Source organism: Cyclobacteriaceae bacterium, from assembly GCA_025808415.1.
GTDB lineage: Bacteria > Bacteroidota > Bacteroidia > Cytophagales > Cyclobacteriaceae > UBA2336.
Window position 1 is genome coordinate 3928513 of record CP075525.1, and the last position, 22306, is coordinate 3950818.

19 protein-coding genes are annotated in these 22306 nt (G+C 44.5%); 13 read left to right on the plus strand and 6 right to left on the minus strand.

Annotated features, from left to right (window positions below):
- Position 1: 1 nt before the first annotated feature.
- Positions 2-631 carry a SprT-like domain-containing protein gene (locus tag KIT51_17430; GenBank protein UYN86615.1) on the plus strand — a complete coding sequence of 210 codons (630 nt, stop codon included), beginning with the start codon at positions 2-4 and terminating at the stop codon, positions 629-631.
- Here KIT51_17430 and nagB read toward each other — a convergent pair whose 3' ends face one another.
- From nagB to KIT51_17460, 6 genes are all read right to left on the minus strand, one after another.
- The gene (gene nagB, locus KIT51_17435; protein UYN86616.1) at positions 632-2530 is read right to left on the minus strand and encodes a glucosamine-6-phosphate deaminase; all 1899 of its coding nucleotides are present in this window, start codon (positions 2528-2530) and stop codon (positions 632-634) included. It lies immediately after the preceding gene.
- Between the two features lie 73 nt (positions 2531-2603).
- Positions 2604-3191: a hypothetical protein gene (locus tag KIT51_17440; protein ID UYN86617.1), complete on the minus strand. Its 588-nt coding sequence runs from the start codon at positions 3189-3191 to the stop codon at positions 2604-2606.
- On the minus strand, positions 3184-3993 hold the full coding sequence (murQ, locus tag KIT51_17445) for an N-acetylmuramic acid 6-phosphate etherase (protein ID UYN86618.1): 810 nt from the start codon (positions 3991-3993) through the stop codon (positions 3184-3186). Before murQ ends, KIT51_17440 begins: the two co-directional genes overlap by 8 nt.
- Position 3994: 1 nt before the next feature.
- Positions 3995-4840 (minus strand): N-acetylglucosamine kinase, encoded by an 846-nt coding sequence (locus KIT51_17450; protein UYN86619.1) that lies wholly within the window; start codon positions 4838-4840, stop codon positions 3995-3997.
- A 46-nt stretch (positions 4841-4886) separates the two neighbouring features.
- Positions 4887-5114 (minus strand): cytochrome b5, encoded by a 228-nt coding sequence (locus KIT51_17455; protein UYN88625.1) that lies wholly within the window; start codon positions 5112-5114, stop codon positions 4887-4889.
- A 14-nt stretch (positions 5115-5128) separates the two neighbouring features.
- Complete coding sequence (locus KIT51_17460) at positions 5129-5806, minus strand: RDD family protein (GenBank protein UYN86620.1); 678 nt, start codon at positions 5804-5806, stop codon at positions 5129-5131.
- Between the two features lie 78 nt (positions 5807-5884).
- Between KIT51_17460 and KIT51_17465 the strand changes: the two genes are divergently transcribed.
- The 12 genes from KIT51_17465 to KIT51_17520 all read left to right on the plus strand — a co-directional run bounded on the left by KIT51_17465 (position 5885) and on the right by KIT51_17520 (position 22304).
- Positions 5885-7129: a dipeptidase gene (locus KIT51_17465; GenBank protein UYN86621.1), complete on the plus strand. Its 1245-nt coding sequence runs from the start codon at positions 5885-5887 to the stop codon at positions 7127-7129.
- A 66-nt stretch (positions 7130-7195) separates the two neighbouring features.
- Positions 7196-7813: an outer membrane beta-barrel protein gene (locus tag KIT51_17470; protein ID UYN86622.1), complete on the plus strand. Its 618-nt coding sequence runs from the start codon at positions 7196-7198 to the stop codon at positions 7811-7813.
- 66 nt (positions 7814-7879) lie between these two features.
- A complete protein-coding gene (locus tag KIT51_17475) occupies positions 7880-8851 on the plus strand; it encodes a stage II sporulation protein M (protein ID UYN86623.1) in 972 nt (323 codons plus the stop codon).
- Positions 8826-9815: a hypothetical protein gene (locus tag KIT51_17480; GenBank protein UYN86624.1), complete on the plus strand. Its 990-nt coding sequence runs from the start codon at positions 8826-8828 to the stop codon at positions 9813-9815. Before KIT51_17475 ends, KIT51_17480 begins: the two co-directional genes overlap by 26 nt.
- The gene (locus KIT51_17485; protein ID UYN86625.1) at positions 9802-10503 is read left to right on the plus strand and encodes a DUF4129 domain-containing protein; all 702 of its coding nucleotides are present in this window, start codon (positions 9802-9804) and stop codon (positions 10501-10503) included. Before KIT51_17480 ends, KIT51_17485 begins: the two co-directional genes overlap by 14 nt.
- Positions 10504-10505: 2 nt before the next feature.
- Positions 10506-11693 (plus strand): hypothetical protein, encoded by a 1188-nt coding sequence (locus tag KIT51_17490; GenBank protein UYN86626.1) that lies wholly within the window; start codon positions 10506-10508, stop codon positions 11691-11693.
- 54 nt (positions 11694-11747) lie between these two features.
- Positions 11748-12725, plus strand: a complete 978-nt coding sequence (locus KIT51_17495) for a MoxR family ATPase (protein ID UYN86627.1) — start codon at positions 11748-11750, stop codon at positions 12723-12725.
- 15 nt (positions 12726-12740) lie between these two features.
- The gene (locus KIT51_17500; protein ID UYN86628.1) at positions 12741-14072 is read left to right on the plus strand and encodes a DUF58 domain-containing protein; all 1332 of its coding nucleotides are present in this window, start codon (positions 12741-12743) and stop codon (positions 14070-14072) included.
- Between the two features lie 115 nt (positions 14073-14187).
- The gene (locus tag KIT51_17505; GenBank protein UYN86629.1) at positions 14188-17544 is read left to right on the plus strand and encodes a T9SS type A sorting domain-containing protein; all 3357 of its coding nucleotides are present in this window, start codon (positions 14188-14190) and stop codon (positions 17542-17544) included.
- Positions 17545-17647: 103 nt separating this feature from the next.
- On the plus strand, positions 17648-20461 hold the full coding sequence (carB, locus tag KIT51_17510) for a carbamoyl-phosphate synthase large subunit (GenBank protein ID UYN86630.1): 2814 nt from the start codon (positions 17648-17650) through the stop codon (positions 20459-20461).
- 19 nt (positions 20462-20480) lie between these two features.
- Entirely contained in the window at positions 20481-20699 is a 219-nt protein-coding gene (locus KIT51_17515; protein UYN86631.1) for a hypothetical protein, read from the plus strand.
- A gap of 51 nt (positions 20700-20750) precedes the next feature.
- Positions 20751-22304 carry a caspase family protein gene (locus KIT51_17520; protein UYN86632.1) on the plus strand — a complete coding sequence of 518 codons (1554 nt, stop codon included), beginning with the start codon at positions 20751-20753 and terminating at the stop codon, positions 22302-22304.
- The last annotated feature ends 2 nt before the right edge of the window (positions 22305-22306 follow it).

The following is a 22306-nucleotide window of genomic DNA, read 5'->3' on the forward strand; positions in this document are numbered from 1 at the left end:
CATGAACGAAACACAAGTCTTATCCATTCTTGAACGGCACATTCCTGAACAAGCCATTGACTATTGTGTGCTGTTATGGAAAGAAAAACCTTTTCGGCTGCACACCACCAAAAGCCGGCAAACTAAAATCGGGGATTTTACCTGCAAGCGCGGTGGGGCTGCACGCATTACCGTTAACGAAGACCTTAACCCATATCTGTTTTTAGTTACCTATATCCATGAGGTAGCCCATCATTATGTGCATCATCAGGTTGGGAACCGTGTTGAGCCGCACGGAAGGTTATGGCAGCAAACTTTTGCCAACCTGTTACAACCCGTGCTTTCGCCTGAAGTTTTTCCTGAAAGAATCCTTCACTTACTAAGTCGGCATATGCGGCAGCCCATGGCCAGCACCTTTGCTGATGTTGCATTAACCAAAGCTTTTCGGGACTACGATCACAATGCGCATACCCACATTGTGCTTTCATCGCTTGCTGAAGGAAGTATTTTTCAATTGAATGGCCGAACATTCAAAAAAGGGAAACTCAGGCGCACACGTTTTCTTTGTGCCGAAGTTAAATCAAAGCGTCAATACCTCGTTCCGGCCGAAGCGCTGGTAAACAATGTGCAGTTAAGCCTTGAGTTGATTTAATCAGAATTTGTACCGTACAAAGGCTTCAATGGCTTCATATTCGGCCAAGCCAAGTTGATCGTAAGCGTTGGCGGTTGCGCGGTTGCGCTCTTCGGCCCGCACCCAAAACTCGCGTGCATCGGTTCCCGGAAACAAGGCACTGTCTTTTTGCGATTGATGTTTAAAGATGGCCCTTCGCTTTCGCAACAGTTCCTCCGGGCTTAAGGGTACGGCCATTTCAATCTGGTCAATATCCCATTCTTGCCATGCACCACGGTAAAGCCACACGTAACAATTCTTCATCCAGGCTTTTTTCTTTAACCGATCAATAGCCTGAAAAATAGCCGAGAGGCAAACGCGGTGTGTGCCGTGCGGGTCGGAAAGATCGCCAGCAGCGTAAATCTGGTGGGGCTTTACGTTGTCAATCAGGTTGGTGATGATGGTAATATCTTTATCACTCAGTGGTTTTTTCTTTACCAGGCCCGTTTCGTAAAACGGCATATCTAAAAAATGAACATTCGTCTCGGGTATGCCAACGTACCGACATGCTGCTTTGGCCTCACCTCGTCTGATCAAGGCTTTGATCAGCATTACTTCAGGGCTGTCCACCTGGCCGGGTCGCTTTTTGTTTAACGACATGCGAACCTTCTTATAGAGCTGTTCACTTTTTGATTTCGTAAAACCAAACTGTTCGCTAAAGTCGTTGGCAAAATCAGCAAAACGAACAACATCATCATCAAATACGGCAATGTTTCCCGAAGTCTGGTATGCCACATGCACATCATGGCCTTGGTCGACCAGCCGGATAAAAGTTCCACCCATTGAAATCACGTCATCATCGGGATGGGGAGAGAAAATAATTACACGCTTAGGGAATGGCTTTGCCCGTTCGGGGCGATTGGAATCATCCGCCCGCGGTTTGCCACCTGGCCAACCGGTTATGGTGTGCTGAAGTTCATTGAATACTTTAATATTGACTTTGTATGCAGAGCCAAACGCTGTTACAATATCGCCCATACCGTGTTCATTGTAATCGGCATTGGTAAGTTTAAGAACCGGCTTCTTTAATTTCTGGCACAGCCAAACTACTGCTTTACGGATTTTCTTTTGATTCCAAGCCTGCTGTGCATCCAACAACCAGGGAGTTTTGATTTTTGTAAGCTCTGCCGATGAGGCTTCGTCCAACACAACCTCGGTATCGGAATGGAGTTGCAGAAAAGAGGCAGGAAGTTGATCCGATACAGGGCCTTCCACGGCACGTTGTACAACTGCTGCCTTCCCCTCGCCCCATGCCATCATAATTATCCGCCTTGATTTCAGGATTGTTCCCACACCCATAGTAAGTGCGTTGCGCGGAACATTCTCCTCTCCAAAAAAATCACTGGCCGCATCCATGCGTGTAACATGATCGAGGGTTATCAACCGCGTGCCTGATTTTTCGCTGGAGCCCGGCTCGTTAAAGCCAATGTGCCCGGTACGGCCAACACCCAAAATCTGCAAATCAATTCCGCCCATTTGCTCAATCAATTTATCGTACGTGCGGCAGAAATCAACAATTTTGCTTTTAGGAACAGTGCCATCCGGAATGTGGATATTCTTTTTGGGTATGTCGATGTAATCGAATAAATATTCCTTCATAAACCGAACATAGCTTTGCAGCGAATCCGGTTCCATAGGATAGTATTCATCCAGGTTGAATGTATGCACATTGCTGAAACTTAATCCCTCGTGCTGGTGCAACCGCACAAGTTCGGCATATACCCGTGTGGGTGAAGAGCCTGTGGCGAGGCCAAGTACACAGGGTTTATTTTGCTTTTGCCGTAGCCTGATAAGGGCTGCTATTTCCCTGGCCACGTAAAGGGAGGCTTCTTCTGATGATTTGAAAATTTTAACCGGGATTTTTTCAGGGGATGAGTGCATGGCTTTATGGATTGAACAAGAAAGTTAATACCTGCCATTACACGTTGTTGCAGTAACCCCGGAAAAAATGCACTTATGTTAACCGCCTTGAAATTAAATTTTCCACAACATCAATAAACGTCCGGGGGTGCATGGTTCGCCAGTTGCTGATTTGCAGCGTACCGCCCATGTTTATGTATTGGTCGATGTGGTATTTGCGTAATTCATCCTGGATAAAATCAGGAAAAGAAACGGCCGCGATCCATCCGGGGATATCTTTTTCTTCAACATCCTCCACTTCATCAAACCACTCTTCATAATAGGAATCATCCGATCCATGAAAATTCATGATGTTCTCACCAATCAAAATAAATTTAGAAATACCCGCAGCCAGCAATTCATCAATAATATTGCGTTTCAAGTGCATGATATCATTGTTGATGGTGTCGTTCCATTCACCTAAGAATTCAATAATTGTAGCGCCCCGTGCATAATCGGTGTATAGGATTTTTATGTAGAGCGTATCGGAGCCCATAAAATCCCAGGCAGGATCAATGTAATATCCGTAAATGGTATCGGAGTACTGATCGAAGTTGTACGCTTTTTCGAAAAATGGAGAACGGCTGTCCTCAGAAGAGTTGTAATACTTCAGCCAGTTTGAAAAGGGTTCAATTTCATGCATGACCGGTGTAGCCATCTATTACCCTGCGCACATTTCCAAATTCTTTCAGTAAGGCTTCGGCCTTTTGCTGGTCAACCCCCAACTCTTCCATGATCATGCGTGTGCCCCGATCAATTAACTTGTTGTTGGTAAGTTGCATGTCAATCATTTTATTTCCTTTTACACGCCCAAGTTTTATCATGGTAGCGGTGGAAATCATGTTAAGCACAAGTTTCTGTGCAGTACCGGCTTTCATGCGTGTGCTCCCGGTTACAAACTCAGGCCCAACAATTACTTCTATCGGGTAATCAGCATGCCGGGACACCTCAGTACTTTCGTTGCAGGTTATACAGGCCGTTACAATACCGTGCATTCGGGCATCCTTAAGTCCACCGATTACATAAGGTGTTTTGCCGGATGCCGCAATGCCAATCAATACATCCGCATTTGAGATGTTAAATTGCTGCAAATCCTTCCACGCCTGTTGCCGATCATCTTCGGCATGTTCAACGGCTTTGCGTATAGCCTGATCGCCCCCGGCAATAATCCCAATCACCTTTCCATGCGGCATGCCATAGGTGGGTGGTATTTCGCTGGCGTCAACAATGCCCAGTCTTCCGCTGGTTCCTGCACCGATGTAAAACAACCGTCCACCGGTTTTCATTTTTTCAGTAATCACCTCCACCAGCTTTTCAATTTGTGGAATTACTTTTTCAATGGCATCAGGAACAGTTTTATCTTCACGATTGATGTTCACCAACAACCCGCGCGTGCTCATCTGTTCAAGATGTTGATAGTGGGATGATGATTCGGTGGTTGACATATTACACGATATCCTTATTATGGTAAAGGGCGAGTCCGGCTATAGGGCTCTCCAGAATATTTTTCAAGGTAATGCCTTTATCGTTAGCTACCTGGCGCAATACATCGCTGAAGTAAAAAGCCACCGAGCCAACAAAGTGAACTTTTAATTCGCTGTATTTCTCATAACGCATTACATTATTTTCCATAAACTCGCCAAAGCCATCGTACACCAGTTTGTAGCAATAGGGCTCTTTAAGGTGTTGAAAAATGAAATGCGAAAAGCTTCCCAAAAACCGGCTTGGCATTTCCTGGCTGTACACCCGGCTTAAAATCTCATCTTTATCCATAGGAAAGCGTTTTTTGAAATGATCCCAAAGTTTTTCGGGTAAATCTTTTCGAAGGTAATCGGCAATAATGCGTTTGCCCATCCACGCTCCCGAACCCTCATCGCCCAACACATAGCCCAGTGAAGTTACATTCTCTACAATTCGAACACCATCGTAATAACAGGAGTTCGAGCCGGTACCTAAAATGCAGGCAATGCCAGGCCCTTCACCGCATAAAGCCCGTGCGGCTGCGAGCAAATCGTGCCATACTTCAATGTGTGCATCGGGAAAGTAGCGCTCCAGTGCGGTGCGGATCATTTTCCTGTTTTTATCGGACGAACAGCCGGTACCGTAGTAAAATATTTTTTTTACAGGATGCTTTACCTGCGGAACCAGCACCTCGCGCACCTCTTTATCAAACTGATCGATGGGTTGATAATAGGGGTTGTACCCAATGGATTGTGCTTGCTCCACCTGGCCATTCGGGCCAAGCATACGCCAATCGGTTTTGGAAGCCCCGCTATCGGCAATTAAAATCATGCGCTGAAGGTTGTTAGATCGACCAAATTACAAATCTTTAGATAACTCAAACCAGCCTGCCGATCGGCTTAAACTTATCAAACACCTTATCGGTATGAGGCGCCTCTTTTAATTCATCAGTTAAATCCTGTCCGGCCCAATGCTCGTAATGTTTGCCGTTTTTCCACAAACGCGAAGTGGTTACTTCATAGACGATGCCCTTATAGGCAACCCATACTTGTGGTTTGTCCTGACCGTTTCGAAGCGCCAGTTGAGCTCGGGTATACACAGGCAACGTATTATCCATGATTATTTACCGGCCGTTATATGCCCGTAGTCCTTAACAAGGGTATATAAAAACTTAACAGGCGGTAGATCAGTTTGAATGCCCAACCTGTTTTTTACTTTTTCGGTAACCGCCATTACCGGAATGGAATTGCCCGTGGTACGATTAACCTCCAGGGCCTGTTGGATGACTTCAATATCCTGATCATTCAGTTGAATTACCTGCTGAAAAACCGGTGTGTATGTATCTTCTGAAACGGTGAACACTTCGTTTGCCGTAACTGCACGTTGCTCAACCAGTTTAACCACAGTTGTGCCTGCAGCAATATCGCCAAGCCGTTGCCCTTTACCGTTTGCTGCTATGGTGAACAAGGCTATGGCACCCGAAAGTACATCAATTTCAATAAGGCGCAGCAACCAACGGATAATGTAATTACCAATAGTAGGCGGTGCGCCATCCAGTCGCACAACCTTAATATTCATTTGCCGCTTGCCCGGACTTTGCCCGTTCATAAAAATCTCGAAAACCAAATGGTACAAAAACGGGGGTATCAATAACACACCGATTATAAAAGCTGCAGACCCCGCACCAGCTGAAACCAGTAAGAAAAAAACAAGAATAAAGTACGCAATGATTATAAACGCATCAATAAAGTATGCCAGTATCCTGTCGCCCAAACTGGCCACGGGGTAGTCTAGCACAACATTCTGGGTAGTTCGTACACTAACGGTTTGCATCCGGTTTTAAAATGAATAATATTGAACAAACTTAAATTCAGGATGCAAAGTAAAAATTTAATGGTTGCTATGCTGCTGTTGACAGCAGCCTGTGGCACAAAAGAAAAAATAGATTACACCACCCTGCCCGAAGAGGCTTTGCGTAAAGTGGCTGATTCACTAGCGCATGCCTACATTATTACCGATGGCCACGTGGACCTGCCCTTCCGGTTAAAAGTGCGCAACTTCCGGTTAGAAAAGGAGTATCTCGGAATTCCCTTACAAACCGATGACGGTGATTTCGATTATGAACGTGCAAAAAAAGGTGGATTGGATGCACCGTTCATGTCGATTTATATACCCTCATCGTACCAACTACAACCCGATATGGGCAAGGCATTAGCCGATTCATTGATTGATATGGTGCGCGGTATCGCGGAGGCGCATCCGGATAAATTTGGATTGGCCGGCACCCCTGCCGAAATAGATGCACATTTCAAAGCTGGCCGGATTGCCCTGCCCATGGGCATGGAAAATGGCGCCCCGATTGGCAACGAAGTTAAAAACGTGAAATATTTTTATGATCGCGGCATTCGCTACATAACATTAACGCACGGCAAGGACAACCAGATTTGTGATTCATCATACGACACCCTAAACACCTGGAAGGGCTTGAGCCCATTTGGTGAAGAAGTGGTCCGCGAAATGAACCGCGTGGGCATTATGGTGGATATTTCGCACGTGTCGGACAGTACATTTTACGATGTGTTGAAAATTACCAAGGCACCGGTAATTGCCTCACACTCATCCTTGCGCTACTTCACACCCGGTTGGCAACGCAACATGGCCGATGATATGGTAAAAGCATTAAAGGGCAACGGGGGTGTTATCCAAATCAATTTCGGATCTACCTTCCTCGATTCTGCCGTTTCAAAAGCCAATGATGAAAACCGCAAAAAGCTCCAGGCCATCCTGAAAGAAAAGGGATTGAACTTCCGCGATGAAGCAGCCAAACCGGTAATGGAAGAGTTTCGCAAAGAAAATCCATCGCTTTATGCAGATGTAAAAACCGTAGCCAACCACATTGACCGTGTTGTCCAGTTAGCGGGTATCGACCATGTGGGCATCGGCTCAGACTATGATGGTGTTGGTGACAGCTTACCTACCGGATTGAAAGATGTATCGCAATACCCAAACCTGATTTATGAGTTGCTGCGCAGAGGATATTCACCCGAAGACATTGAAAAAATCTGTTACAAAAACGTGTGGCGGGTTTGGAATAAGGTTATTGAGGCTTCGCACAACTAATTACATACCCGAAACGTTACACGGAACACTTTCGCTCAGGTCTACCCCGAATCAAAAAAATAAAATATGAGATTTTTAATCGTTCTTTCGCTCACATTGTATTGTTCCATTTTACTCGCACAAAACTCCGAACCTATTGAGTCTATCAATAAGGGCACACGTTTCATCGGAGGGAGCTTTGGATTTTCATCTACAAAAACTGAAGACTCCTTTCATTACACCAGTATTTCCATTGGGCCAGGCATGGGCTTTTACATAAACGACAACCTGGCCGTTGGCGGATTTATAAGCTACAACTACGATAAGCACGAGCAACCGAATGTGAATTCAACATCAACATTCTCAGGTGCGGGCTTGAATGTCTTTCTCTTAAAAAATTATAAGCTTGTTAACAATGTATTTTTTACCCTTCAGCCCCAACTATTGCTAAGCTCCGCCAAGCAGGATTATTCAACCCCACAACCTAACGATTACTCGGTTTTTAATTTTGGGTTAGGGATAAGCCCTGGCGTAATGTTTTTTATAAGTAAAAAATTTGCCCTTCAAACTTCTATTGGTGGTGTGAGTTATTCCTACAACCGAAGAAAACCTGAAAATGGAGGAAACTCAACCTCAACAAACAGTTTTAGTTTAAATGGCGCATTTTCCATGTCCAATTTTGCCATACGGTATTTTTTATGGTAAGGCTATTTAACTCCGGCCCATTTAAGCTTCGCTACAATTACTTATTTTTAGGGCTTAACTGCCCCCGTGAGAGAAGCCGCTTTTGTAAAACGTAACCAGCAACGCTGGCAGGAAATTGAACAAACACTGACAGCAAAGGGTCGTCCGCACCCGGACCGGCTGGCAGAGATTTTTATCCAGCTTACAGACGACCTCTCCTTTGCGCGTACGCAATACCCGCAAAGCCGGGTAACACAATACCTGAACAACCTGGCCTCAAAAATCCACTTGGAGATTTACAAGAATAAAAAGGAAGAGAAGAACCGTTTTGTAACATTTTGGAAACACGAGCTTCCATTGGTACTTTACGAATCGCGCAAGCCTTTGCTCTACGCCTTCCTGATCTTTACTGTGGCCATACTCATTGGTGGTATATCGGCTTACCATGATGAAACTTTTGCACGCCTGATTTTGGGTGATGCTTACGTAAACATGACACTTGAAAATATCGAAAAAGGAAACCCGACAGCAGTATTCAGCGGAAGTTCAGAGGGCGATATGTTCTTTTCCATAACCTTCAACAACATCAAGGTTTCCTTTTATGCTTTCGTGGCGGGCCTGCTTTTTTCTGTGGGTACAGGTTTCCTACTTTTTTCAAATGGTGTGATGGTGGGCGTTATCTACTCGTTCTTTCTGAAAAAAGGTGTAGCCGCCCAGGCTTTCTCGGTAATCATGCTTCATGGCACGATTGAACTTTCGGTGATCGTTGTTGCCGGGGCAGCCGGCCTGGTCATGGGCAACGGCTTTTTGTTCCCGGGTACATATTCGCGGTTAGCTTCATTTAGGCAAGGGGTGTTGAAAGGTGTAAAAATTGTGATGGGCCTTGTTCCCTTTTTTATCATGGCCGGTTTTATCGAGTCCTTTATTACCCGCTATGCGTTTATGCATTGGGGTTTAAAAACCCTGATCATCGGCTTGTCGGCATGGCTTATCGTTTATTACTTTGTTGTTTATCCCTACAAATTGGCCCATCATGGAAAGCACCTTCACCCCCATTGAATTTCAAAAAGCCCGCGACTTCAGTAACAAAATGAACGCTACGTTTGAGTTTCTTAAACAGAACTTCAAACCTCTCTTTAAAAGCCTGCTGTACATTGCCGGACCACCCATGCTGGTTGGCAGCGTTCTGGCCGGTAGTCTCTACTCAGGTTATTTTGGATTTATCGGCAAGATGAGCCGTAGTCAAGATCCGGATGTTTTTACCGACTACCTTGGGTCGCCCATGCTATGGCTGGAGGTTACATTAGCCGTTTTATTGATGTTCCTCAGCGGGGTTATTATTGTATCTGTTGTGTACAATTACATGCTGGAATACGATGCCCGTAAAAGTAACAACATTGATGTGAATACCATTTGGGAAAGAGTGCGCAACTCGTTACCCCTATACTTCGGCACTGTATTTCTGTATTGGGTACTCTTGATCGCAACATACCTGCTGGTAATTTTGGCCATTGTTGGTGCTGCGGTTATCTCTCCATGGCTTGCCTTTTTAGGGGGCGTGGCGATTTTTATCGGGTTTCTTTATACTGTTATTTCTTTATCCTTATTGTTTATTATCAGGGCCTATGAAAAGATTGGCTTTTTTGAGGCTATGTCCAGGTGCTTTACCCTTATCCGCGATAAATGGTGGAGTACCTTTGGCTTACTTGTTATTCTGTCGCTAGTCCAAAGCACCATTTCGTCATTGTTTCTCGTTCCGTGGTACATTAATTTTTTTGTAAGCATGATGCACTCCATTGATGGCAGCCCGTTTCAGGAACCATCGTTCACACAGGAGTTGATCAACAATATATTTATGACACTGTATTTCATGGTGAGCTTTTTACTTTACGCATTACCATTGATCGCCCTTGCCTTTCAATATTTCAACCTCGTGGAGTTAAAGGAAGCAAAAGGTTTGCTCACGCGCATAAACACAATTGGCCAACCGGTGGAGAACTTTGGAAAGGATGAGCAGTATTAAGCTTTTTCTTTTCAGCCTTTTTTTTGTCAGCATTGGCTTTGCCCATAGCCAGGAAACCAAAATCCTTTGGCCCGACAGTGCCCATGTTGATGTGCGCAGTTTTGACCAGGCAAAACTCGAAAAACTAAAAGCCGATCCGGAGCTGGATTACGGCCGTAGCCCGGCTGCCCTCAACCTGTGGGAGCGTTTTAAAATTTGGCTAAGCGCCATGTTATCGCGCTTGTTCTCGGTGGTTGAAAACGCCAATTGGTTTAACATCCTGCTTACCATATTGGCCCTCCTTCTGGTGGTGTATGTCATCCTGCGCTTGCTCAAGGTAGATGCACTGACCATGTTTTATACCGGGAAAAAAACTCCCCTTTCCTATGGTATTCTGGACGAAGATATACATGCCATGGATTTTGATAAACTCATCCGTGAAGCGCTCGATAAAAAAGAATTCCGCCAGGCAATTCGGTTGTTGTTCCTGCAAGCCCTGAAACTGATGGCCGACAAAAACCACATTTTATGGCAACCCGGAAAAACCAACCACGATTACCTGGAGGAGCTTACGGCCAAAAACCTGAAGACCGGGTTTAATGAACTTAATTTTTATTTCGAATACGCGTGGTATGGAAACTTTACCATCAATGAAAGCCTGTATCAAAAAGTAGATTCGATTTTTAAGGAATGGAGAACTAATGTATAGCGTTGCGTAAAGACTGGAAATATATTGCCTACTTATCGGCCGCCTTTGTTTTTTACGTGGCCCTGAAATTACTATCGCCCCGCAACATCGACTGGACAATTACTTTTCATCATAAGGATAAAAACCCATTTGGAGCCTATGCGCTCGATCAACTTATACCGTCCATTGTTTCTAAAAAAAATATAAAGCAGAGCAATTACACATTATATGAACTGTACGATACGTTACAAAGCCCTGCAAATTTTTTAAGCTTATCTACTTCGTTTTCTCCCGGAAAAGAAGATTGTGATGCCTTACTAAAGAATATTGAAAAAGGAGGCACAGCTTTTATTGCCGCGCAATACTTTCGCGGAAGGTTTGCCGATACGCTTTCCCTTTACATATCGGACTACTTTTTTGATGGCGAGCTTACGGCCATGTTTAACCGCAACGATTCAACCGGCATGCGCTTTAAAAATACTAGCCTGCAACAGCAAAACACCTACTCTTTTCCACGAAAGAATATTCACAATTATTTTGAAGAAGCAGACAGTGTGCGCACACAGGTGGTGGCAACAAATGATCTTGGCTTGCCGGTGCTGCTAAAAATTTCATGGGGTGAGGGCTTTTTGTACCTCAGCTCCACCCCACTTGCCTTCACTAACGCATACTTGTTACACAATCAGAATGCAGAGTTTGCCTCCTTGGCCCTTTCACACCTGCCTAACCGCACCACGTACTGGACTGAGTTTTACCATCTTGGCCGGTTGGAGGCGCGCACTCCACTACGGTTTATCCTCTCCCAGGAATCCCTCAGTTGGGCTTATTATATTACTGTTTTCAGCTTTTTGTTATTCATGCTTTTTGAAGCCAGGCGAAGGCAGCGGATCATTCCCATAATCAAGCCCCTGGCAAACACCTCGCTTGAATTTGTTCAAACCATAGGCAACCTGTATTACCAATCGGCTGATCATAAAAACATTGCTGAAAAAAGAATTGCATTTTTGCTGGAGCAACTGCGATCGAAATATGGTATAAATGCACACCAGGTTAATGAACACAACTTGCTAACAATTGCTAAAAAAACAGGTAACCCTGAGGATAAGGTAAAAGCGTTATTCGCACTGATTGGATTGATTCAGGGAAAGAATCACATAACAGAAGTTGAGCTCAAATCTTTAAATGAAAAACTGGATCAATTCAAATACTAATGTTAACACAAATATCCCTTCAGGCTTGATCACTAAATTTTATTCACATACGATATGGACGAAAAAGAATTTGAAAACCGGGTTGACTTAACCGCCCTAAATGAAAGTGTAAAAAAAATAAGGGAAGAGATTGGCCACGTTATTGTTGGGCAATACGAGTTAATTGATCTGCTGATCACTTCCATACTGGCCGATGGCCATGTGCTTATTGAGGGTGTACCGGGTGTGGCTAAAACGCTAACGGCCAAATTATTATCACGGGTTATTGACGTTAAATTCAACCGCATTCAGTTTACGCCTGACCTGATGCCTTCAGATGTTATCGGTACATCTGTATTTAACATGAAAAATTCCACGTTTGAGTTTAAAGCCGGGCCGATATTCTCAAACATCGTACTGATTGATGAAATTAACCGAGCCCCGGCCAAAACCCAGGCAGCTTTGTTTGAAGTAATGGAAGAACGCCAGATAACCGCTGATGGAATCACCTACCGGATGGAACATCCTTACATGGTAGTAGCCACCCAAAATCCCATTGAACATGAGGGAACCTATAGGCTGCCAGAGGCTCAACTGGACCGGTTTCTGTTTAAAATATTGGTGCACTACCCCAACCTGGAGCAGGAGTTTTCCATAATCCAGGGTCACCACCATCGTAAGGGCCACGCCCCGGTAGAAGATGTAAAGCCTGTTTTAGATGCCCGGAAAATTGAGCAATACCGGCAGGCGGTGCAACAAGTGCATGTAGAAGAAAACCTGATGCGCTACATCGCCCAGATTATTCATGAAACACGTAACAATCCTTCTCTTTTCCTCGGTGCCTCCCCGCGTGCTTCCGTTTCCTTACTCAACAGTTCAAAAGCATATGCAGCTATTAATGGTCGGGATTTTATTACACCCGAAGATGTAAAGTTTGTGGCCACCCCGGTATTACGTCATCGCGTTATGCTTACACCCGACAAAGAAATGGAGGGCATCACTACCGATGATGTTGTAAAACAGATTGTAGATAAAGTAGAAGTACCCCGCTAACAGGTTTTTGAAGAAATGAAGCAACTTAAAAATCTGTACCTCAGCAACCGGCTCTTCCTCGCCATTGCGTGTGTGGTGTTTTGCTTTGTAGTTGCATTTATCCTGAACGGGTTTCTTATCGTTCCAAAAATCCTATTCTTTGCCTTAGTTGCCTTTGTACTGGCCGATGCCCTGCTGCTCTTTCGGGCAAGTAGGGGGCTGCATGGCTACCGGTTTACACCGGAAAAGCTTTCCAATGGTGACGACAATGAAATCAGGATTTACCTGGAAAATTTCTTTCCCTTTGAAGCCACCCTGGAAGTAATCGATGAAATACCCCATCAATTTCAAAGGCGCGACCTGAATTTCAGGGTGCAACTTCCATCACGCGAAAGTAAAACCCTGGTGTATTCCCTTCGGCCTGTGAAGCGTGGTGAATATTCATTCGGTGCTGTAAATGTTTTTGTGCGTTCACCATTGGGGTTATTAAAACGAAGGTTTCAATTCTCGCAAGATGCCCTGGTACCCGTGTATCCATCGTACATCCAAATGCGAAAGTATGAACTGCTCGCTATTTCAAACCGGCTAACGGAAACCGGTATTAAAAAAATCAGGCGCATTGGACACAATATGGAGTTTGAACTGATCAAAGAATACGTTCAGGGCGATGACATCCGTACCATCAACTGGAAGGCAACGGCAAGAAAATCAACCCTGATGGTAAATCATTACCAGGACGAGCGCTCTCAACAAGTTTACTCTTTAATTGACAAAAGCCGGGTGATGCAAATGCCCTTCAATGGCTTAAGCCTGATGGACTATGCCATCAATGCAAGTTTAGTCATCAGCAACATTGCCATAAAAAAAACTGATAAAGCAGGATTGATTACTTTTCAGGATACTGTTGGGACAACCCTTGCCGCCAGCCGCAGCAACCGCCAGATGGCACACCTACAGGAAGTACTCTATAGCCAAAAAACAGGTTACCGCGAATCTGATTTCTCGGCCTTGTATGGCCACATACGCAGAAAAATTACACAACGGAGTTTACTCTTACTGTTCACTAATTTTGAATCGTTGTATGGCATGCAACGGCAACTGCCTTTTTTGAAAAGCCTTGCCAAACAACATGTGCTGGTGGCTATCTTTTTTGAAAACACAACGTTGACCAGCCTCATTCATCAGCCGGCAGAAAACCTTAAAGCCATATACCATAAAGCCGTTGCTGAAAAATTTACTTACGACAAAAAACTTATCGCAAAAGAGCTCCAAAAATCAGGCATCCAAACCATTTTAACCGCCCCCGAACACCTTACGGTAAACACCATTAATAAATACCTTGAATTAAAATCACGGGGGATGATTTAAACCAGCGCTTAGAAAGAATTTATACTTTTTTTACCTTCACCATTGCAAATCAGGAAAAGTTGGGATGGATACTGCCCGTTGATTGATTTGCTCAACCTGATCAATAATAACCTGCATGAAGAAATTTTACAGTTTTGCACTGGTACTTTGGTTACTCGTTCCGTTAACCAACATCTTGCTTGCCCAAAAACCAATGGGTATTAAGGTCACCAAACCAACCGTATGTTATGCCCATACAGCAGACAACCCATGCTACATCGCTCCACCTGAAGAATACTTGAAGTGGGCCGGTAGCACCCGTACAAAAACCTCTAACATTGAAGTAACCTATAATGCAGGTTTTACTGCAGAAGCAATTGCTGCCTTTGATTATGCCTTAGGAATTTGGGAATCCCTTATTGATTCCCCCGTACCGATTAGAATTGATGCCTATTGGTCGAGCCTGTCACCTAATGTTTTAGGGGGTGCAATTTACACAAACGCCTATGCAAACTTTCCGGGAGCACAAAAATTAAATGTGTTTTATCCTGTAGCGTTGGCCGAAAAAATAACCGGCCGAAACTTAAACGGCAACAACCCCGACATTTTTGTACAATTCAACAACAATGCTAATTGGAATTTCAATCCCACAAACCCATCACTACCACAAGGCCAGTTTGATTTAGTAAGTGTTGTATTGCACGAAATAGGGCATGGCTTAGGATTTGCTGGCTCCTTCTCCATTAGCGGTTCGAATGGCCAGGTGGGTTTGCAAGGCACTGGCATTCCAATAATCTATGACGTTCCCATTGAAAATTTTGCGGCTGAAAACCTGATTCGTATCTATAGCTCTCCTTCTGTTGACCTTAGGAGTCAAATCACAAGCGAAAATCTTTTTTTTAACAGCGCAACTTCATCGCGCCCAAAATTGTTTGCTCCCTCAACCTTCAGCGGTGGTTCAAGTATAAGCCACTTAGATGAAGTTACTTTTAACAACACCCCCAGCGCCTTGATGACCCCACAGATTGCACCGCAAGAAAGGATACATGACCCGGGCATTGCCTGGAATATGCTAAAAGACATGGGTTGGGAGATGGTAAGGATAAATCACATTAAATTATCCGATACTGAAAATATCGATGGGCCATATTCTGTAACGGCATCCTTTCAGGCCGATAACGGCATTGCGACAAATACAGTTAAACTTAATTATACCCTGGATGGTACAACTTTTACCTCCATTACCATGAACCCAACCGGTTTACCCAACGAGTTCACGGCATCCATTCCGGGAACGGGTGTAGCCCGCCAGTACGGATATTATATTTCCGTCAATGATAATGCGGGTCGCGAGTTTGTAAACCCGGGGAAAATAGTGCGCAAACTGCAACCCGAACTTCAAAACATTTTCATTTTTGAAACCGGGCCGGATAACAAGCCACCGGCTATTTCACACTCCCCAAAACCTTTTCTATTGGCCTCTGAAACCGAGCTGGAACTTGAGGCACGGATTACTGACAACATTGGAATCGCATCAGCTATTGTTGAGTATTCCATAAATGATGTAACCCAGCCTAATCAAACATTAATCCTCCAGGCTCCCCAGGCAGATTCTATTTATCGAAGAACACTTCTCTTTGGGTCATTGAATAACGGGGATGTAATTAAGTACCGTATTGTTGCCACCGATAATTCATCCAACAGCAACGTTCGCACGGCACCGGCCACAGGTTTTTTTACCCTTAACGTAGTGGGCCTGGAGCCAACGCAGGATTCATACACCAATAATTTCAATTCACCTTCGAACGACTTTTTTGGTAACGGTTTCAGCATTGTCCAGCCCGCTGGGTTCAATGATCAGGCCATCCACTCCGATCATCCTTATGCTGAAGGAAATGGCCAACCGAACAATGAACTCAACCTGGTATATCAATTAAAAATCCCGATACGTGTGAAGGCAAAAGAAGCAACCATCGTGTTTGATGAAATCGTATTGGTTGAGCCTGGTCAAACCGGAACTGTTTTTGGAGATGAGCAATTCTGGGATTATGTAGTTGTAGAGGGATCTAAAGATGGAGGCATCACCTGGACACCTGTAGCCGATGGCTATGACTCACGGGCAAATTCAGCATGGCTAACGCGGTACAACAGTGCCATCACAGGCAACAATTCAACAGCAGTGGGGGATCCTGCATTATTCCGTACCCGTACACTTGACTTACAAAATAAGTTTGATACCAATGATGAAGTAGTGATCCGCTTCCGGTTGTTTAGCGATCCCTTCGCAGCCGGATGGGGCTGGACTATCGATAATTTGAAAATCCAGATTGACGACACACCACCGTTGGTTTTACACGACCATATCGACTATTTAAAAGATACCGAAGATGAACTGGTTATTATAACCAAAGCATCGGATGCAAGCGGCATTAAGTCGTTAAAAATTGAATACAAGGTTAACAATGGAACCGTCAGCGATATCGACTTTAATGTTAACCCACCGGCCAGTCAATACCAATTTACGTTAAGTGGGCTTGCTGCCCTTTCAGCAGGCAATGTACTGGAGTACAGAATTGTTGCTACAGACAGTGTAGATAATGAAGGATTTTTCCCACCATCAGGAAATTTCATTAAAGTACCTGTCATTAATTTCGGCACACCGGCCGCAACCTATGCTAATAATTTTAATTCACCCTCAAACGATTTTGTGGGCAACTTCTTCTCCATTGCACAACCTAACCTGTTTGTTGATGGTGCTATCCACTCCGAACACTTCTATCCAAATGGAGTAGGCCTGGATAAAACCTCATCGTACAGTTACATGCTTACACGGCCCATTACTATTTCTGCCGCCAACCCCTTAATCCGGTTCGATGAAATAGTGGTAGTGGAAGGTCATGGTGTTGGTGTGGCGTTTGGCAGTGCGAATTTCAGGGATTATGTGATAGTAGAAGGATCTAAAAATGGAGGCAACACCTGGAGCAGGTTTCTTGACGGTTACGATATTGTGGGCGGGCTTTCATCGTGGATATCGGCTTTCAGCACGGGCTCTAATCCTAATGCAGGTATGTTCCGAAACCGAACCATAAACATGACAGCCAATGGCAATTTTCAACCAGGCGACCAGGTGATTATACGCTTCCGCTTGTTTGCCAACGAAACTATTAACGGCTGGGGCTGGGCCATCGACAACCTGTTCATTCAGGATCCGATTACTTCCGTGGAGCAACTGAATACTGGCATCAACATTTATCCTAACCCTGTAACCCAGCAACTGCTGAACATCGAACTTGAAAATAATACGATTGGTGAAATTCGCATAGACCTGACTACTGTCCAGGGCCAGCAACTTCAAACGGTTTCGCTCAACCCATCAACAGAAAAAACCAAACATCAACTCGATTTATCCGGACTTCCTGCAGGGATGTATATAATTACGCTGAACGGCCGTTCCGGAGAACGGGTGACAAAAAAAATAATCAAAACACAATAACTTAAAACCCTGACAACGCGTCAGGGTTTTTTATTTCCATTCCTTTTGCCCGTTGGCGCTTGAACCTTATTTTTGGCGCAATTTATCCATACCCATCCTCAAAATGCCCAGAGACAGAAGTATTCGTTCCATTTTAATCATCGGAAGCGGTCCCATCATCATTGGTCAGGCATGTGAATTTGATTATGCCGGCTCACAGGCTTCCCGTTCATTGCGGGAAGAAGGTATTGAAGTGATCCTTATCAACTCCAATCCGGCTACTATTATGACCGACAAGGTAACGGCCGATCATGTTTACCTTAAACCACTGACGAAAAAATCCATCCGCGAAATACTGGATAAACATAACGTTGATGCAGTGCTCCCAACCATGGGCGGCCAAACGGCCCTCAACTTGTGCATTGAATGCGATAAGGCCGGCATTTGGCAACATTATGGTGTGCGTATAATTGGTGTGGATATTAAAGCCATTGAAACCACCGAAGACCGGGAGAAATTCAGGCTTAAGATGCTGGAACTTGGCGTTGGCGTTTGCAAAGGATCAACCGCTACTTCCTTTTTGCAAGGAAAGGAAATAGCACAGGAAATCGGTTTCCCACTGGTTATCCGCCCATCTTTTACGCTGGGGGGTTACGGAGGCGGTTTTGTAAACAAACCCGAAGATTTTGATGAGGCCCTTAACCGTGGATTACACGCCTCACCGATCCATGAAGTATTGGTTGAGCAAAGCATCCTGGGATGGAAAGAATATGAACTTGAGTTACTTCGTGATGGAAACGGAAACGTAATCATCATCTGCTCCATAGAAAACTTCGATCCGATGGGCGTGCACACCGGTGATTCCATAACCGTGGCACCTGCCCTCACCTTACCTGATACCGTGTACCAACACATGCGCGACCTGGCCATTAAAATGATGAATGGCATCGGGAAATTTGCCGGGGGCTGCAACGTACAATTTGCTGTTAATCCGGATAATGATGAGATCATCGGTATTGAAATCAATCCGCGGGTTTCCCGCTCATCCGCGCTGGCCTCTAAAGCAACTGGCTACCCCATTGCCAAGGTAGCCGCAAAACTGGCTATTGGTTATAACCTTGATGAATTGAGGAACGCCATAACCGGAACCACAACGGCCTACTTCGAACCCGCAGTAGATTATGTAATTGTAAAAATACCGCGCTGGAATTTCGACAAGTTTCAGGGTGCCAACCGAAAACTTGGTTTGCAAATGAAATCGGTAGGCGAGGTGATGGGTATAGGAAGAAACTTCCAGGAGGCCCTGCAAAAAGCTTGTCAGTCGTTGGAAATCAGGCGCAACGGATTGGGAGCTGATGGCAAAGAAAACACCAACCGGGAAGAACTGTTGTACAGTTTGGAGAACCCCAGTTGGAACCGGCTCTTTCATATTTACGATTCCATGAAACTTGGCATTTCTATGAAGACCATCCAAAACCTGACCAAGATTGACAAATGGTTTTTGGAGCAAATTTGGGAATTGCTGGAAATCGAAAAAGAAATTGAACAATACGAACTGGACACCATGCCTGTTGAACTGATGCGCAAAGCCAAAGAAAAAGGTTTTGCCGACCGGCAGATTGCCCACATACTTGATTGTTTGGAGAGCGAAGTGCACGAAAAGAGAAAATCGATGGGCATAAAGCGGGTTTACAAATTGGTAGACACGTGCGCAGCTGAATTCGAGGCCAATACTCCTTATTACTACTCCACATTCGATTCAGAAAACGAATCCATTGTTTCCGACAAGAAAAAAATTATCGTGTTAGGCTCAGGACCAAACCGTATTGGGCAGGGTATTGAATTCGATTACTCCTGTGTGCATGGCGTATTGGCTACCAAAGAGTGCGGCTACGAGGCCATTATGATTAACTGCAACCCTGAAACCGTTTCGACAGATTTCGATATTGCGAATAAACTTTACTTTGAACCGGTATTTTGGGAACACCTCTGGGATATCATTCAGCATGAAAAGCCCGAAGGTGTAATTGTTCAGTTAGGCGGGCAAACCGCTTTGAAGCTGGCTGAGAAACTTCACAAGTATGGTGTAAAAATAATCGGAACCTCATTCGAAGCCCTAGACCTGGCCGAAGACCGTGGAAGTTTTTCAACGCTCCTGAAAGATTTGAACATCCCCTATCCTGAGTTTGGTGTTGCCACCAATGCCGATGAGGCGTTGGAGGTTTCCAAAACCATTGGCTTCCCCTTGCTGGTGCGCCCATCCTATGTATTGGGGGGTCAAAGCATGAAAATTGTCATCAACGAAGAAGAACTCGAAAACCATATTATCGACATCTGGAAACATTTACCTGAGAACAAGGTGTTGCTTGACCATTTCTTAGATGGCGCCATCGAAGCCGAAGCCGATGCAATATGCGATGGCGAAGATGTTTACATTATTGGTGTGATGCAACACATTGAACCGGCCGGCATCCACTCAGGCGACTCGTATGCCGTGCTGCCGCCTTACAACCTGGGTGATTTTGTGATGAAGCAAATTGAAACCTATACCCAACGAATAGCCCTTGCCTTAAAAACGGTTGGCCTAATTAACATTCAGTTCGCGATCAAAAATGATAAAGTATACATTATTGAAGCCAATCCAAGGGCATCGCGTACAGTGCCTTTTATCTGCAAAGCTTACGATGAACCCTATGTGAACTACGCCACCAAGGTAATGTTGGGCGAAAAGAAAATAAAAGACTTTAATTTCCGTCCTACCAAAAAAGGATACGCCATCAAAGAACCTGTATTTTCATTCAACAAGTTTCCTGAAGTAAACAAAGAGCTTGGACCGGAAATGAAATCTACCGGTGAAGCCATTTATTTCATTGATGACTTGATGGATGACTATTTTTTGAAAATTTACAGCGAACGGAATTTATACTTAAGTCGTTAGAAACAAGTAGTTTTACTGAATGTTTAGAATACTCCTCCTCTTCATCCTTATTTTTTACGTGCTGTATAAGCTCGGTTTATTCCGCGTTTTCGCAGGAGGCGTAAAGCAAGGATATTTTGATTCCGGAAACCCTAATCAACGTGCAGGAGGCTCCGTTAATATCGACTCCGCGCCACCCAAGGAAAAGCGCGAAGGGTTTAAAGGCGGGGAGTACGTTGATTACGAAGAAGTAAAATAGCCAACCGCTTATTTTTCTGCGGTTCATCCTATCTTTATTATTCGAAACACCATGAACTTACGGATAACCCTGTTCTTGCTGCTCCTTATTAGCTCTTTAGGGCTTCATGCACAAGGCTATTCCAAAAAACTTGCCCTCGTTATCGGCAACGCTGCCTATCAACATGGCGGTGCATTAAAAAACCCGGTTAACGATGCCAAAACCATAGCCGAAACACTAAAGCAATTGGGTTTTGAGGTAATGCTGCACGAGAATGTTTCACAAAACCAAATGAAACAAGCCATAAATGCCTACGGCATAAAACTTCGCGGCTATGATGTTGGGCTATTCTATTACGCAGGCCATGGCATACAACACAAAGGCACCAACTACATGATTCCCGTTGAGGCGGATATCCAGGCTGCCGAACAAATTGAATTTGATTGCGTAGCCCCGGATAGGGTGCTAGCCTACATGGAGGCCGCCTCAACTAAAGTAAACCTCATCATTTTGGATGCCTGCCGCAACAATCCTTTTGAAAGAAGTTGGCACCGTAGCGGAACAGGAAACGGACTGGCCATGATGGATGCACCAAAAGGAACACTCATTGCCTATGCCACGGCACCGGGCAAAGTAGCTGCTGATGGTGAAGGTACAAATGGCCTATACACCAGTGTACTGCTTAAATACCTGAAAGATCCCGACTTGAATGTTGAGCAAATTTTCAAAAAAGTAAGGACCGAAGTGACAGAAAAATCTTTTGGTGCCCAGGTACCGTGGGAGACCACATCCCTTACCGGTGAGGATTTCTATTTTGCTGCGGACAAAAAAACAAGGGCGCTGGCATCAGCCAAAACTTCCGGAACACCCGAACAAGTAAGGGTTTCCTTTCAAAAAGCAGATTCTTTATTTGAAAAGGGCGCCTACTCCGAAAGCATTGAAGAATCAAACAAAACCATCGTACTGGATCAACACCACATTAAAAGCTATATGCTTCGCGCGCAAGGCTATATGATGCTGGCACAACATGAAAAGGCAATACCCGATTTGAACAAAGTAGTTGAGCTTAGCCCGGGTGAAGCCGAAGGGTATTATTACCGAGGCCTTTGCCGGTTTGCCATCAAAGAAATCTACGAAGCAATAACCGATTTTTCGCTCACCCTTCGTTACAATCCCGACCACAGCAAGGCCCATTATTGGCGGGCTTACTGTTATTACCTGGTAGAAAACAATCGCGCAGCCATTGAAGATTATAACGTTACGTTAAAACTAATCCCCGATAACGGAGAGGTGTATTATTACAGGGGCTTAAGCTATTTTGAATTAAAAGATTTTGCTGCCGCGGAAGCTGATTTCAAAAAAGCAACCGAGCACATGCCCAATATGGCCGAAGCCTATTTTCGGTTAGCGTGGTGTTATCACATTAAAAATGACTGGGAAAGTGCCTTGACGAACTATTCCAAAGCAATTAGCATTAATCCTCAGTATACAGCTGCGTATTTTTATCGCGCCAAAGCGCATCAAAAACTCAATAAAATGCCCGAAGCAAAGCGCGATGTTGAAAAAGCACTGCAACTTGATCCGGGAAATACGGAGTATATTGATTTTTGGAAATCCCTTAAGTAAGT